11 protein-coding genes are annotated in these 14847 nt (G+C 69.6%); 9 read left to right on the forward strand and 2 right to left on the reverse strand.

Annotated features, from left to right (window positions below; genetic code table 11):
* Nucleotides 1-54 precede the first annotated feature (54 nt).
* Both Y958_RS24570 and Y958_RS24575 read right to left on the reverse strand, forming a co-directional pair.
* The gene (locus Y958_RS24570) at nt 55-1497 is read right to left on the reverse strand and encodes an O-antigen ligase family protein (protein ID WP_088874547.1); all 1443 of its coding nucleotides are present in this window, start codon (nt 1495-1497) and stop codon (nt 55-57) included.
* Nucleotides 1494-2726, reverse strand: a complete 1233-nt coding sequence (locus tag Y958_RS24575; protein WP_088874548.1) for a polysaccharide biosynthesis protein — start codon at nt 2724-2726, stop codon at nt 1494-1496. The genes Y958_RS24570 and Y958_RS24575 overlap by 4 nt, the downstream gene beginning before the upstream one ends.
* A 147-nt stretch (nt 2727-2873) precedes the next feature.
* Here Y958_RS24575 and Y958_RS24580 point away from each other — a divergent pair, with 147 nt between their 5' ends.
* The 9 genes from Y958_RS24580 to Y958_RS24620 all read left to right on the forward strand — a co-directional run bounded on the left by Y958_RS24580 (nt 2874) and on the right by Y958_RS24620 (nt 14837).
* The gene (locus Y958_RS24580; RefSeq protein WP_088874549.1) at nt 2874-3893 is read left to right on the forward strand and encodes a GumC domain-containing protein; all 1020 of its coding nucleotides are present in this window, start codon (nt 2874-2876) and stop codon (nt 3891-3893) included.
* Between the two features lie 3 nt (nt 3894-3896).
* Nucleotides 3897-4838, forward strand: a complete 942-nt coding sequence (locus Y958_RS24585) for a glycosyltransferase family 2 protein (protein WP_088874550.1) — start codon at nt 3897-3899, stop codon at nt 4836-4838.
* 28 nt (nt 4839-4866) lie between these two features.
* On the forward strand, nt 4867-7824 hold the full coding sequence (locus tag Y958_RS24590; RefSeq protein WP_145727626.1) for an SLBB domain-containing protein: 2958 nt from the start codon (nt 4867-4869) through the stop codon (nt 7822-7824).
* 92 nt (nt 7825-7916) lie between these two features.
* Nucleotides 7917-9422, forward strand: a complete 1506-nt coding sequence (locus tag Y958_RS24595) for a B12-binding domain-containing radical SAM protein (RefSeq protein ID WP_088874552.1) — start codon at nt 7917-7919, stop codon at nt 9420-9422.
* The gene (locus tag Y958_RS24600; protein WP_186291596.1) at nt 9419-10819 is read left to right on the forward strand and encodes a B12-binding domain-containing radical SAM protein; all 1401 of its coding nucleotides are present in this window, start codon (nt 9419-9421) and stop codon (nt 10817-10819) included. The genes Y958_RS24595 and Y958_RS24600 overlap by 4 nt, the downstream gene beginning before the upstream one ends.
* Entirely contained in the window at nt 10812-11618 is an 807-nt protein-coding gene (locus Y958_RS24605) for a class I SAM-dependent DNA methyltransferase (RefSeq protein WP_186291597.1), read from the forward strand. Before Y958_RS24600 ends, Y958_RS24605 begins: the two co-directional genes overlap by 8 nt.
* A gap of 15 nt (nt 11619-11633) precedes the next feature.
* Nucleotides 11634-13106: a B12-binding domain-containing radical SAM protein gene (locus Y958_RS24610; RefSeq protein ID WP_088874554.1), complete on the forward strand. Its 1473-nt coding sequence runs from the start codon at nt 11634-11636 to the stop codon at nt 13104-13106.
* Nucleotide 13107: 1 nt separating this feature from the next.
* Nucleotides 13108-14118 carry a radical SAM/SPASM domain-containing protein gene (locus Y958_RS24615; RefSeq protein ID WP_088874555.1) on the forward strand — a complete coding sequence of 337 codons (1011 nt, stop codon included), beginning with the start codon at nt 13108-13110 and terminating at the stop codon, nt 14116-14118.
* 8 nt (nt 14119-14126) lie between these two features.
* Nucleotides 14127-14837 (forward strand): methyltransferase, encoded by a 711-nt coding sequence (locus Y958_RS24620; RefSeq protein ID WP_186291598.1) that lies wholly within the window; start codon nt 14127-14129, stop codon nt 14835-14837.
* Nucleotides 14838-14847: the final 10 nt, after the last annotated feature.

Genomic DNA, 14847 nt, shown 5'->3' on the forward strand with positions numbered 1-14847 from the left:
TGAGGCGGGCGCATCCCATGTGCGCCTATCCCCAGGACGGATGGCGGTGCCGGTCTATTCCCTGACTTGAGGCAAATGATTCATGGCGCAGCAGAGGGCCAGCGGAATCCACAGGCCGGCGTCGACGAAGGTGTCCTGGTTCAGGAAGCTGAATCCTAAGGCCGCGGCGCTGGCCAGGCGGAAATAGCGGTGGAAGGCGTCGTGCGGCCGGCCGCGGAACAGCTGGCGCCAGAAGAAGACGATGAACAGGGCGAAGCCCACCACCCCGGTTTCCGACAGCAGGCGCAGGAACAGGTTCTTGGCATTGCCCTTTTCCGGCGAATTGGGGTCCAGCCAGCCGATGCCTTCCTTGGCCCCCTGGGTGAACAGCTGGGTGGTGAAGGCCCAGTCGGGGGCGTATTCGCCGAAATAGCGGTAGTTGTTGCCCAGGGACACGCCGAAGACGGGATGGTCCAGCCAGGTCAGGCCGGCGGCCTCCGCCGCGGCGAAGCGGCCGGCCAGGGCCAGGGCGTCGGTGACGCCGGTGGCGACATCCCCGCCGGCCAGGCTGTTGAGGTCGGCGGACTCCGTCAGGTAGGCGACCGGCCCCATGACATAGGTGGCCCCCGCCCCGGCGCCCAGGCCGCTCATGGCCACCACCGCCCCGCCGCCCGCCACCAGCACGCCCAGAAAGGTGGCCGCCGCCAGGATGCGGCCGCGCAGCGCGGCGAAGAAGACGCTGAGCCCCAGCATGGCGACGATGCAGGCCAGACCGAAGCGGGAGCCGGAGAACAGCAGGCCGCCGATGGCGACGGCGAAGCCGCCGGCCAGGCGCAGGGCGTGGCCGGGCAGGGCCGGCAGCCCCACCCCCTCCTGCCGCGCCATGGCGCGGGCGATCAGGGCCGGGATCAGCAGCACGATGATCTGGGTGGCCAGCCACGACGGTTCGAACGTCATGCCCTGGGCACGGTTGACCAGGCCGTCATAGCGCACGGCGATCAGGTCGGTGAGGGCCTGGACGACGCGCAGCAGCTCCCCATGCTGGGCCATGGCCACCACCTGCACGCCAGCGAAGGCGATGGAGACGCCCATGCCGATGAACAGGAAGCGCAGGGTCATGCGGATGTCGGCGGCGTTGCGGATCTGCAGCCGGGCCACGACGTAGAAGGCCAGGCCCACGCCCCAGGTCAGCAGGGCGCGGACCAGGCTGTCCAGCGGGGTCTGGCCCTTGAAGGCGTCCGGTGGCTGGACCATCACGACGCCCAGGCCGCTGACGACGATGTAGAGGGTGAACAGGCCCAGCGCCGCGAAACCGTCGCCTGCCAGACGGGGCCGCTGATTCAGCACCACCAGGCGGTAGGCGGCCAGGGTCAGCAGCAATGTTGCCGGCACGATGGCCAAGGGCCGGGCCAGCGTGCCGTTGCCGAAGGGCAGCAGCGGCGTGGCCGAAACCGGCACGCACAACAGCAGCGCCTGCCATAGGCGTCGTTCGATGGGCTGTAGCGGATCGGCCGTCATGATGACGCCAGGGCGGGCCGCGCCACGGTCAGGGGGCGCAGGCGCAGCAGATAGATGAGGCCGACGGCGGCCCGCAGGGCGCCGGCGGCCACCGAGGCGACGCAGGCGCCGCCCAGTCCCAAGCGCCAGGTGAGCCAGCTGCCCACCGTCAGGCCGAACAGGGCGGGGTAGAACTGCATGCGGAAGACGGCGCCGCTGGCACGATAGCCGCGCAAGGCGGCGCTGAACAGCGTCGCCGCCAGATAGCAGGCGTAGGCCAGCGCCAGTAGGCGCAGCTCCCCCGGATGCGCGGCGTAGGCGCTGTCGCGGCCATAGAACAACCGGGCGGCCCAGGTGGGCGCGGCCAGGATGACCAGGAACAGCGGCCCGACCAGGCCGGCCGCCACCAATCCGCGCCGACCCACCAGGCGCAGCAGGTCCGGGAAGCTCAAGGTGTCGCGGGCGCGCGCCACCTCCGGCACCAGGACGTTCTCCATGCCGAAGATGACGGGGCTGGCCACGGCTACGACGTTGGCCAGCGCCACCAGGGCGGCGGCTCCGGGCGCATCGTCGTGCCAGGCCAGCAGCCACAGGAACCATTGCGTGGACAGGGCCGCCAGCAGGTTGGCGCCCAGCACCGGCGCGCCCAGGCGCCAGTGGTCCGCCATCTCGGTCCGCAATCCGCTGGCGGCGGCTTGCCCATTCCGTTCCAGGTGCCGGGCCGCCGGCAACGCCGCCAAGGCCGAGGCGGCGGCGACCAGCAGGAACACCCCCTCGATGGCGAGGTTGGCGCGCAGGGCCCACACCGCTACCAGCGGCCCCAGGTAGCGCAGGGCGTCCAAGGCGATCAGGGGTATGTGCCGGCTCTCCGCCAGCAGGGCGCGCCGCACCACCTCTTGCAATTGCCAGCAGACCAGGGCGGCCCCGGCGGCCGGCAGCAGGCCCAGGTGGCCGACACTGGCCGTGGCGACGCCCAGGAGGGGCAGGAAGGCCAGGGCGCAGAGGGGCGTCAGCAGCAGGGCCACCGCCAGGGGCCGGCCGCCGGGGGCCGGGCGCACCGACAAGGGGTAGGTCACCAGCGCCTGGTGCAGGGTGTTCAGCACCAGGATGAAGGACAGCACCACGGAATAGGCGCCGTATTCCGCCGCCGGCAGGCTGCGGGCCAGCGTCACGTTCAGCGCGAAATTGCCGAAGCTGACGATGGCCTGATCGGCCAGCCCGCCGGCAAGTCCCAGCCCCGTCCTTTTCACTGATGCACCCGATGCGGTGAAGACCTTCGAAGTGGGGGCAGAGTGGTCCGGCCGCGCCTCGCGGGAAAGCACTATATTTTTCCGGAATTGGGGAATATCGGCCGACCGCCATCCGTCGTTCTGCCAGGTTTCAGGCGATCGGGGGCGATGACGGTGGGTGTGGATACTCCAGATTTGGCATGGGCCGGCCGCACCGTCCCCGATGGCGCGTCCGATGGCGCCTGGGTGCCGCGCGGCCAGGGGGGCGATGGGCTTGGGGGCGACGGGCTGGGGGGCGACGGGCTGGGGGGCGATGGCCTGGGCCTGTTCCTGGGCCGCCTGCGCCGCCACTGGTTTCTGGCCGCCTTCCTGTTCCTGGCCAGCGTCGGCGCCTCCGTCGCGGCCGCCTTCCTGCTGCCCTCCTACTGGCGGGTGGAGGTGCTGGTGATGCCGGTATCCAAGAGTGGTGCCGGCTTCGGCAACCTGGATCTGGGCAGCGCCTCCGGCCTGTTGGGCGGTCTGGGTGGGCTGGGCGGCGTCGCCGGCCTGCTGGGCAAGTCATCCTCCTCCAACGAGGATGAGGCCATGGCCGTGCTCGGCTCCCGCGAGCTGTTCGACACCTATGCCGCCCAGCAGGACCTGCTGCCCATCCTGTTCGCCAGCAAGTGGGACGCGGCGGCCAAGCAATGGAAGGTGCCGGCGGACGAGGTTCCCACCCTGCGCCGGGGTTTCAAGCTGTTCAACCGCAGCATCCGCGACATCACCCTTGACCGGCGCAGCGGCATCGTCACGCTGGCCATCACCTGGAAGGACCGCGACCTGGCGGTGCGCTGGGCGCGCGACCTGATCGCGCTAACCAACGCCCAATTGCGGGACCGCGCCTTGGCCGACGCCAACCGCAACCTGGCCTATCTGCGCACCGCCATGGCCAACGCCCAGAAGGAAGGCAACAGCAACGCCCTGAACGCCGCCCTGGTCAGCGCCTACGAACGCACGCTGCAGAATTACATGTACGCGACGGGGCAGACGGAATTCGCCTTCCGCATCATCGATCCGCCCACCGTGCCCGACGTGCGCGAACGGGTGTGGCCCAACCGGCCCCTGTTCCTGGCCCTGGGCGTCATCCTGGGCGCCCTGCTGGCCGCCGGGGCGGCGCACTTGCGTGGCCGGGCTGTGGAGCGCCGCTGACGAATGCGCGCGTCCAAGATCGCCATCCTGGTCCCCAGCTACAACGGCGGCGCCCTGCTGGCCGAGACGGTGGCCTCCGCCGCCCAGGCCGGCGTGCCGCCAGACTGCTATGAGATCGTGGTCTGCGACAACGCTTCCACCGACGGCAGCGCCGACGCCTTGCCGGCTCGCGATGCGCAAGGGGCGGCCATCACCGTGCGCCGCAATGCCCAAAATCTTGGCCGTGTCGCCAACTGGAACCTCGCCGTCGAGGTGGCGGAGGAAATGGGCTTCGGCTTCGCCCTGTTCCTGATGGTGGGCGACCTGGTGCATGGGACGGGCCTCACCAAGTTGCGCGACCGCATGGTGGCCGCCGGCGCCTGCCTGGGGATCGGCAGCTACGAGATCGTGGATGAGACCTTGCGGCCCCAGCGGGTAGCTCGCCGCATCGTGTGGCGGGGCGCCACGGGCCTTACGGCGCAGGCCTTCCTGGCCCAGTCGCTGGCCAGGGGCGCCATGCTTTACGGTCCCCTGGGCGCCAATCTCTATTGGCTTGGGGGCGGCGCGCATCTGCGCTTCGACCCGTCGGACGAAAGCCACACAGACCAGTTGGCCACCGCCGTCTTCACCCGCGTGGCCGGGGGTGGGGTGGTCTATCTGGACCAGCCCATTTCCCGCTGGCGGGCGCGGCCCGGCCGCTTCCACAGCGGCATGGAACCCCGGGGGCGGCTGGCCAGCGACGTGCGGGTCATGGAATGGGCCTGCCAGGCCGCCCGGGTGGCGCCTGACTATCCCAAGATCCGGGCCAGCCTGCTGCTGCGCGGCGCCTGGCTGACCCGGGGCGACCTCAGGGCCGCCTGGGCCTGGTCCGGCGCCCTGGTGCCGGCCGCCCCCTCCTGGACTTGGTTATTCCGCCTGCTGTGCCGGCAGGCGTTCCACAAGACACCCTGGCTGGTGAAGGCCTGAAACGATGACGAAAATGAATGGGGCGACGATGAGCTCAGGCCGGAAATGGGCCCGCCACGCCATGCTGCTGGCGGCGTTGGCCTCCAGCGTGACGCCGGGCCTGGCGCAGGCGCAGGGGCTGTCGCAGCTGCTGGGCGGCGGCAACGGCAACGACCTGACCGGCGACCTGCTGCGCACGGTGCAGCAGCGCCTGACCGGCCAGTCCACCATACCCTCGCTGCAGCCCGACGTTCAGGTGCAGAACCCGGCCGTTCAGCAGGGCCCCCAGGCCTATGGCCCGCCCTCGGCCATCGAACGGCTGATGAGCGCCCGCGCCGGCCAGCCCATCCGCCAGTACGGCTATGAGGTCTTCGGCCGGGGCGCCCCGGTGGTGGTCAGGCAGAGCGGCGCCCTGCAGGACGGCTACATTCTGGGCGAGGGGGATGAGATCGTGCTGACCCTGCGCGGGCAGCAGAACGCCAGCTACCGCACCCGGGTGGACCGCGACGGCCGGGTGGTGTTCCCCGGCTTGCCGCCCGTCGCGGCGGCCGGCCGGTCATTCGGCGGCTTCCGCGAGGATCTGGAGGATGCGGCCGGGCGCGCCCTGACGGGGACGGAGGTGCTGGTGTCCGTCGGCGCGGTGCGCCAGATTGCCGTGCGCGTGACGGGGGAGGTCAACGCCCCCGGCCTGTTCAACCTATCCGGCCTGGCCACCGCCATGGATGCCCTGTCCCTGGCGGGCGGTATCAAGAACACGGGCTCCCTGCGCGACGTGCAGGTGGTGCGGGGCGGCCGCAGCTTCCGCCTGGATCTGTACACCCTGCTGATGGGGGACGCCGCCGGCCGCGACATTCCGCTGGCGGAAGGGGACCGCATCGTCGTGCCCTTGCAGACCAGCGCCGTGGCCGTTGTCGGCCAGGTGAAGCGCCCCGCCATCTATGAACTGCCGGCCGGGCAGCAGGCCACGCCGCTGTCCTCCCTCATGGCCATGGCGGGGGGCACGGAGGTACGCGGCAGCTACCGCTACTCCATCCTGCGTACCCGCGACGATGGCAAGCGGGAGATGGTGCAGGTGGGTGCCGGCGGCGGCGCCACGGTCCATGACGGCGACGTGGTGTTCGTGGCGCCCACGGCCGACATCTCGCTGGCCAAGGTGGAGTTGCGCGGCGCGACCACCCTGAACGGCAGCTATCCCCTGGAAACGGTGCGCTCCCTGCGCGGCCTGCTGGCCTCCAGCGACATGTTCGCGCCCGCGGTGGGGCGGCCCTTGCCCTATCTGCTGGCCGACGCCGTCATCCGCCTGGATCCGGCGACCCTGCAGCGCACGGTCATCCCCTTCGCCGTGTCCGACGTGCTGGAGGGCAAGGCCGACATGGCCCTGCAGTCCAACGACGTCGTCTACATCACCAACGTGGCGGAGATGCGCTACATCGCCCACAAGGCGGGGGACCTGCAGCGCAACCCGACCCGCAAGGTGAACGACCATCCCGACCCGGTGCCGCCGCCGCCGGTGCCTGATGCCAACGCCGCCCTGCAAGTCCAGGCGTTGCCGCCCGGCCTGGCGGCGGATCCGCGCCTGGCGCAGCTGGCGGCCATACAGGGCATCCAGCTGCCGGCCGGCCAGTCGGGCGGGGCCGGGCAGGGTGCCGCCCTGCTGGCCGCCAACCCGACCTATGCCGCCTACGCCGCCAACCAGCTGGGCCAGCAGAACCCGGCGCTTCAGGACCAGGGCCCGCCCAAGCCGGAGGAGGAGCGGCTGAACCCTGGCATTGTGGCGCCGCCGGATATTCTCACCGCCCAGGACGGCAGCACCGCCCGGGCGGATGACGATCAGGACCAGACGATGACCCTGCCGGCCGGTGCCGGGCCCCTGAGTGCCAGCCAACTGGGTGTCAGCCAGGCCCAGCATTCCCGCCGGCCGCCCCTGCGCCTGTTCGTCGGTCTGGATGACGATACCCGCCGCCTGCTGGTCGGCACCCTGACCAACTACCACGTCACGGTGGTGGGCGAGGTCAACAGCCCCGGCGATTTCCTGGTCATGCCCGGCGCCACGCTGGACAAGCTGGTGCAGGCGGCGGGCGGCCTGACGCCCAAGGTGGATCTGCACGCCTTCGAGGTCACCTCCGCCGATATCGACAATGCGTCCGGCCTGTCGCGCACCGTGCGCCACAGCTATGGCCTGCCGGTGGCGCAGTTCGCGCAGGTGGCGCTGAAGCCCTTCGATCGCGTGCGCTTCAACCCCGTTTTCTCCGACCGCGACACGGGCGACGTCACCCTGTCGGGCGAGGTCAAGTTCCCCGGCGGGTATGAGATCTTGCGCGGCGAGCATCTGTCGTCCGTCCTGGCGCGGGCTGGCGGCTTCACGGACGCCGCCTACCCGGCCGGCGTGGTGTTCCTGCGCCAGTCGGTGGCGGAATCCCAGCGCGACACCCTGCAGAAGGAGGCGGATGCGCTGGAGCGCCAAATCATCTCCATCGTCGGCAATGTCAGCGGCAAGGTGCAGGTGACGGATGGGGAAATCGCCTACGTCACCCAGATGATCGGCCGTCTGCGCCAGGGCATCGGCCCCGCCAGCGGCCGGGTGGCGGTGCATGTCGACCCGAGGGAGATTGCGGCCCATCCGGAACTGGACCTGGTGATGGAGCCGGGCGACCAGCTGGTGGTGCCGCGCCAGCCCAGCGCCGTGGTGGTCTCGGGTGAGGTCATGGCCCCGGGCGGCATCCAGTTCCGCAGCGACCGCAGCGTGGACGACTACATCGCCATGGCCGGCGGCATGACGGAAATCGCGGACGACGACCATGTCTTCGTGGTGCAGCCAGACGGTTCCGCCATCCAGGTGGACGGTGGCGGCTGGCTATCCAGCCCGCCGAAGCTGGCGCCCGGCTCGGTCATCGTCGTGCCGCGCAAGCTGCGCCACTTCACCTGGGACAGCATCCTGATGGACATCATCCAGGTCACCAGCCAGCTGGCCATCACCGGCGCCTCGCTGGCCGTGATCTCAAAGTAAGCCTGCGGGGAATAAAGGGCCCCCGGTTTCCGTCCTTGGGTTAAGGGCGGGCCGGGGGCCCGTTCCATTCTTCCTCCGCGATGGGATGGCGGATGCCTCGCATATTAGTCGGCAGTGTTTATTTCCTGCGCCTGGATCCGGCGCGGTGGGCGGAACATCAGCCGTTCCCGCCGCTGGGCACCCTCTATGCCGCCGGCACGCTGCAGGCGGCCGGGCATGAGGTGCATTTCTTTGACGCCATGATCGCCCAGGCCGTGACGGAGTGGTCGGCGCGGGTGGCGGAAGTGCGGCCGGAGGTCGCCGTCCTCTATGACGACAATTTCAACTACCTGTCCAAGATGTGCCTGTCGGCCATGCGGCTGGCGGCGCTGGAGATGATCGCCGCCGCCACGGCTGTGGGGGCCAAGGTCGCCATCTGCAGTGCCGACGCCGCCGACCATCCCGACCTCTACCTCGACGCCGGTGCCGGCGCCGTCATCGTGGGCGAGGGGGAGTTAACCTTGGCGGAGCTGACGGCCGCCTGGCGCGATGGTGCCGATGACCTGTCCGCTGTCAAGGGCCTGGCCTGGCGCAAGGGCGCGGAAACCGTACGTAATCCCAAGCGTGAGGTGCTGCGCGATCTGGACGCCCTGCCGCCGCCGGCCTGGGAACTGGTGGACATGGATGCCTACCGCCAGGTCTGGCGCCGGCACCACGGCTTCTTCGCCCTCAACCTGGTCACCTCGCGCGGCTGTCCCTATTCCTGCAATTGGTGCGCGAAGCCCATCTGGGGCCAAGGCTACGCCGTGCGCGGTGCCCGGGCTGTGGCGGAGGAATTGGCGCGCCTGGTCTGCCTGGCAGCACCCGACTACATCTGGTTCATGGACGACATCATGGGGCTGAAGCCCCGCTGGTGGGGGGAGTTCGCCGCCGCCATCGACGATCTGGGCGTCAAGGTACCGTTCAAATGCCTCAGCCGCGCCGACCTCGTGCTGCGCGAGGGCGCAGTCGACGACCTGAAGCGCGCCGGCTGCGACATCGTCTGGCTGGGGGCGGAGTCCGGCAGCCAGAAGATCCTGGACGCCATGGACAAGGACCTGTCGACCGGGGAGATCGCGGAGGCGACGGCGAAGCTGAAGGCCGCGGGCATCCGCGTCGGCCACTTCCTGCAATTCGGCTATCCCGGCGAGGGCATGGCCGAAATCGGCCAGACCCTGGCCATGCTGCGCGCCACCCGGCCGGATGAGATGGGCATTTCCGTCTCCTACCCCCTGCCCGGGACGGTGTTTTATGAGCGGGTGCAAAGCCAGCTGCGGGACAAGCGGCATTGGGACGTGTCGTCCGACATGGCCATGCTGTACCGGGGCCCCTACACCACCGCCTTTTACCGCCACCTGCACACTTACGTGCATCGTGACTTCCGTGTGCGCCGGGCGGTGGCGCAGTTGCGGGAGGCCGTGAGGGGCCGGGCCGAGGGCGGCGATCATCTGCGGGCCCTGGCCTTCGTCGCCTATTGCGGCGTGGCCATCCCGTTGTCCTGGGCGCGGCTGCAGCTGCTGCGCCTGATGCCCCATCCGGCGGCCCCCCGGGTGATGACCGCAGGCAGGGCGGCGCCGTGACCGACATCCTGCTGACCCACGGCTATTTCCTGATGGCGGATCCGGCGGAGCGGGCGGTGATGAAGCCCTATCCGCCGCTGGGCCTGCTCTACATCTCCTCCCACCTCAAGGCCCAGGGCTTCGGGGTGGAGGTGATGGACACCACTTTCATGGACATGGCCGCCGCCCAGGCCACCTTGGCGGCGAAGCGGCCGGCGGTGGTGGGCATCTACGTCAATCTCATGACGCGCGGCAACGCCCTGCGTCTGGCGGCGGCGGCCAAGGCAGCGGGCGCCACCGTCATTTTCGGGGGGCCGGAGCCCGCCAACTACGCCGAGGAATACCTGGCGCGCGGTGGCGACATCGTCGTGTCGGGGGAGGGGGAGCTGACCCTGGCGGAGCTGATCCCCCATCTGGCCCGCCACGGTCTGACGGAACTGGAGCAGGTTCACGGCATCGCCTATCGCGGCGAGGACGGCGGCGTGTGCTGTACCCCGGCGCGCAAGCAGATCGCTGACCTGGACGCCCAGCCCTTCCCCGACCGGGGCGCCATCGATCTGGAGCGTTATCTGCAGACCTGGAAGACGCACCACGGCGTGCGCTCCGTCTCCCTGATCGTGGCGCGGGGCTGCCCCTACACCTGCAACTGGTGCAGCCATTCCGTCTTCGGGCACAGCCACCGCCGCCGATCCCCCCAGAACGTGGCGGATGAGATCGAGTTCATTCGCGACACCTATGCCCCGGACCAGCTGTGGTTCGCCGATGACGTTTTCACCATCAACCAGAAATGGCTGGAACAGTTCGCGGCCGAAATGAAGCGCCGGGGCCTGCGCTACCCGTTCGAGACCATCACGCGTGAGGACAGGCTGAACGAGCGGGTGGCCGACCTGTTGGCGGAACTGGGCTGCTACCGCATCTGGATCGGGGCGGAAAGCGGCTCACAGCGCATCCTGGACGCCATGCAGCGCCGGACCAACGCCGTGCGCATGCGCGAGATGATCGCCCTGGTGCAGGATCGGGGCATCCGCGCCGGCACCTTCATCATGCTGGGCTACGATGGCGAGACCTGGCAGGACATTGACGAGACGGCCCGCCACCTGCGCCTGTCGGCGCCCGATGACGTGCTGACCACCATCAGTTATCCCATCAAGGGCACGCCCTATTACGACAAGGTGGCGGACCGCATAGCCGGCGGCGGCGCCTGGCAGGAGAGCAGCGACCGCGCCCTGACGGTGGTGGGGCGCAAGTCGCGCCGCTTCTACCGCCATGCCCAGCACTGGCTTGCGGCGGAAAGCCGCCTGGGCCGGCTGGAGGCCGCGCCCCGCCGCGACCTGCTGCGGCATGCCAAGGCGCGCGCCTCCTCCGCGCTCAGCCGCCTTGCCATGTACGCCACCCGGCATGAGGTGGAACATGGCTGAGGCCCTGTTGCAGCCGGCGGCCTTCGACCGCTTCGCCGACGATTACGACGCCGGCTTTGCCCACAGCATTCCCGGCCGCTGGCTGCGCCATGCCGTGTGGCGGCAGGTCGGCGCCCACCTCCGGCCGGGCATGCGCGCCCTGGACCTGGGCTGCGGCACGGGGGAGGACGCCCTGTGGCTGGCCCATGCCGGCACCCAGGTGACGGCGGCCGACGGGTCCCCCGCCATGCTGCGGGTGACGGCCGATAAGGCGGCGCGCCTGGGCATGGCCGACAGGGTCGTCACGCGCCGGATCGACCTCAACGCCCCCGCCGACCTTTCTCCGGCGGATGGTGGCGGCCCCTATGACCTGGTGCTATCCAACTTCGGCGCCTTGAACTGCGCTATTGACCTGGCGCCCTTGGCCGACGCCCTGCGCCGGGCGGTGGCACCGGGCGGGGTGGTGGCCCTGGTGGTCATGGGACGCTTCTGCGCCTGGGAAACCCTGTGGTACGGGGCGCGCCTGCGCCGTACCGCTGTGCGCCGCTGGTCTGGCCGCTCCACCGCCGACATTGGCGGCGCCACCATCCCCATCCGCTATTGGACCCCAGGCGACATCGCCCGCGCTTTCGCGCCGGCGTTCCAGCCGGTCTCCGTCCATCCGGTGGGGGTGTTCCTGCCGCCATCCGACCTGTTCGCCGGGCTGGAGCGTCATCCCCGCCACCTGACTCGCCTGATGCGCTGGGAGACCCGGGTGGTCGGCCGTTCGTGGCTGGCTGGGCTGGCCGACCATCATCTGACCTTGCTGCGGCATGTTTAAGGAAGCGACCGCGCCATGATCCTGTTCTACAACCCCGTCAGCTCCGCCTCCAAGAAGCCGGTCCTGCCCATGTCGTTGCTGGCCATCGGCGCCATGCTGGAGGGGGTGGAGGAGTATCGCATCGTCGATGGCAACCTGGTGCCGGATGGCTTGACGGCCTTGCGCCAGGCGCTGGTCGAGACCAAGGCCGACATCCTGTGCGTGACGGTGATGCCGGGGCCGCAGCTGTCCAACGCCTCCCCCATCTGCCGGGCGCTGAAGGCGGAGTTTCCTCACGTCACCATACTCTGGGGCGGCTATTTCCCCACCCTGCACGGCCAGATCGTGATGCAGGAGGCTTACGTCGATTATGTCTTCCGAGGCCATTGCGAACTGGCCTTTGGCGAGTTCGTCGCCAAGGTGCGGGCGGGGGAGGATGTGACCGGCCTGCCGGGCCTGGGCTGGCGCGATGCCGAGGGCAAGGTGCACCTGAACCAGAAGCCGCCGGTGCCCGACATCAACGCGCTGCCGGACTTCCCCTATCACCGGGTGGATATGGACGCATACGTCCGCTCCTCCTTCTTAGGATCCCGCACCATCGCTCACCACGCCAGCTACGGCTGCCCCTTCCAGTGCAATTTCTGCGCGGTGGTGCACAAGGTGAACGGCCGCTATTCCGCCCAGACGGCGGAGCGCACGGCCGCCGTGGTGGAAAAGCTGGTGCGCGAGCACGGCGCCACGGCGGTGGAATTCTACGACAGCAACTTCTTCGTCCATGAGGCCCGCTGCGCCGAGTTCGCGGAGCGCATCACCCACCTGGACATCGGCTGGTGGGGCTTCGGCCGCGCCGACACCATGCTGAAGTTCAGCGACGCGACCTGGGCCAAGATGCGCAAGAGCGGCCTGAAGATGGTGTTCATGGGGGCGGAATCCGGCGACCTGGAAACCCTGAAGCGCATGAACAAGGGCGGCAAGCAGGACGGCAACGCCATCCTGGCGGTGGCGGAAAAGATGCGCCGCCATGACGTGGTGCCGGAGATGTCCTTCATCATCGGCAACCCGCCGGACCCGGCGAAGGATGCCGAAAACACTATCCAGTTCATACGGATGCTGAAGAAAGTTAATCCGGCGACGGAGATCGTGTTCTACATCTACAGCCCCGTGCCGGTGGAGGGCGCCATGCTGCAGGAGGCGCAGGCAGCCGGCTTCGAATACCCCAAGGACGTGGCGACCTGGACCGAGGCGAAGTGGGAGAAGTTCGCCCAGCACCTGTCGTCCAACCTGCCGTGGATGAACGACGACATCCGCCGCAAGATCGGCAATTTCCAGCGGGTGCTGCACGCCCGCTACCCCACCATGACCGACACCCGCCTGACCCGCACGGGGCGCTTCGCCCTGCGCACCATGGCGGCTTGGCGCTACAAGACGCAGTTCTACGACTTCCCCATCGAACTGCGCCTGCTGGACAAGGTGTTCCCCTACCAGCGTCCCGAAATCCAGGGATTCTAGGATGGGCGCCCTTCCCCTAGCGCGCGCCTGGCGGGGCCGGCGCCTGGCCCGGGTGCCGGTGGTCACCCTGATGCCGCACAGCCGCTGCAACTGCCGTTGTGTCATGTGCGACATCTGGAAGGCCAACCGCAACGGCACCAGCCTGGAACAGGCGGCGATGGACCGTCTGGTGGAGGATTTCAGCGCCCTGGGCGTGCGCTGGGTGGTGCTCTCGGGCGGGGAGGCGCTGATGCACCCCAACCTGTGGGGCCTGTGCGCGGCGCTGAAGACCCTGCCGCTGAAGATCACCCTGCTCAGCAGCGGGCTGCTGCTGGAACGGCACGCCGCCGACATCGTGGACTGGTGTGACGAGGTTATCGTGTCGCTGGACGGGCCCGAGGCCACGCATAACCGCATCCGCGGCATCAAGGGCGCCTACGCCTCCCTGGCCGCCGGCGTGGACGCGTTGCGCCGTCGCCGTGCCGATTATCCTGTGGCGGCGCGCTGCGTCATCCAGCGCGGTAATTTCCATGAGCTGCCCGCCATCGTCGATGCCGCCAAGGCCATCGGCCTGGACAGCATTTCCTTCCTGGGCGCTGACCTCACCTCCACCGCCTTCAACCGGCCGCAGGCCTGGGCGGAGGGCCGGGTGGAGGAGGTGGGCCTGGCACCTGCGGAATGCGACGCCCTGGATGTCGCCATCGATCAGTTGGCCGCCAGCCATGGCGGCGACTTCGCCGGCCGCTACATCCAGGAAAGCCCGGCCCGTCTGCGCCGCATCAGCGCCCGGTACCGTGCGGCCCATGGCATGACGCCGCCGCCACCCGTGCGCTGCAACGCGCCTTGGGTCTCCACGGTGGTGGAGGCCGACGGCACGGTGCGGCCCTGCTTCTTCCATGACCCCATCGGCAGCCTGCGCGACGGCACCCTGCCGGAAATCCTGAACGGCCCTGTGGCGCGCTCCTTCCGCGCCGCGTTGGACGTGGACAGCAATCCCGTCTGTCAGCGCTGCGTCTGCAGCCTCAAGCTATGAGTACCGCCATGGCCATTCCCCAGCCGGCCCCGCCGCCCCCGCCCGTTTCCACCGCCACCCGCCTGTTGTGGACGCCCTGGACGGCGGCCAAGCGCGCGGTGCTGCGCCGCCGCCTGGGCCGGGCGGTGTTCGAGAAGATCCGGGGCCGCTCCTTCGTTGTCTGGCCGGGGGTGTTCAACCCGGTAGTCTTCCGCACCGGCCGCTTCCTGGCGGAATTCATCGCCACCAGCCAGCTGCTGGAACCGGCGGAGGGGGCGACGGCGCTGGACATGGGCACCGGCTGCGGCGTGTTAGGAATCTTTGCGGCCTTGCGCGGCTATCAGGTGACGGCGGTCGACGTGGTGCCCGAGGCGGTGTCCTGCGCCCGGGCCAACGCCATCCTGAACCGGGTGGCGGTGGAACTGCACCAAGGCGACCTGTTCGCCCCCGTGGCTGGCCGCACCTTCGACGTCGTGCTGTTCTCCTTGCCGAAGTTCCGGGGCACGCCCACCACGACGTTCGAACAGTCCTGGCGCAGCCCCGACGTCATCGACCGCCTGGCCGCCGAACTGCCCGCTATGCTGAAGCCGGGTGGCCGGGCCTACTTCGTGCTCACCAGCCACGGCGACTGCGCCGGCATGCTGAACGGCCTGGCCCAAGCCGGGTTGGTGGTGGAACGGGTTCTGTGGCGGCACTTCGGGGTGGAAACGCTGGCGATCTATTCCGCGACGCTGCCCTAAGTTCAGGCGG

Source organism: Nitrospirillum viridazoti CBAmc, from assembly GCF_000730165.1.
Lineage (GTDB): Bacteria > Pseudomonadota > Alphaproteobacteria > Azospirillales > Azospirillaceae > Nitrospirillum > Nitrospirillum viridazoti.

Coding starts and splice junctions, on each gene's coding strand:
- Y958_RS24605 (WP_186291597.1), top strand. CDS start 10,812: ATGGCTGAGGCCCTGTTGCAGCCGGCGGCCTTCGACCGCTTCGCCGAC.
- Y958_RS24590 (WP_145727626.1), top strand. CDS start 4,867: ATGAGCTCAGGCCGGAAATGGGCCCGCCACGCCATGCTGCTGGCGGCG.
- Y958_RS24610 (WP_088874554.1), top strand. CDS start 11,634: ATGATCCTGTTCTACAACCCCGTCAGCTCCGCCTCCAAGAAGCCGGTC.
- Y958_RS24620 (WP_186291598.1), top strand. CDS start 14,127: ATGGCCATTCCCCAGCCGGCCCCGCCGCCCCCGCCCGTTTCCACCGCC.
- Y958_RS24570 (WP_088874547.1), bottom strand. CDS start 1,497: ATGACGGCCGATCCGCTACAGCCCATCGAACGACGCCTATGGCAGGCG.
- Y958_RS24595 (WP_088874552.1), top strand. CDS start 7,917: ATGCCTCGCATATTAGTCGGCAGTGTTTATTTCCTGCGCCTGGATCCG.
- Y958_RS24615 (WP_088874555.1), top strand. CDS start 13,108: ATGGGCGCCCTTCCCCTAGCGCGCGCCTGGCGGGGCCGGCGCCTGGCC.
- Y958_RS24580 (WP_088874549.1), top strand. CDS start 2,874: ATGACGGTGGGTGTGGATACTCCAGATTTGGCATGGGCCGGCCGCACC.
- Y958_RS24585 (WP_088874550.1), top strand. CDS start 3,897: ATGCGCGCGTCCAAGATCGCCATCCTGGTCCCCAGCTACAACGGCGGC.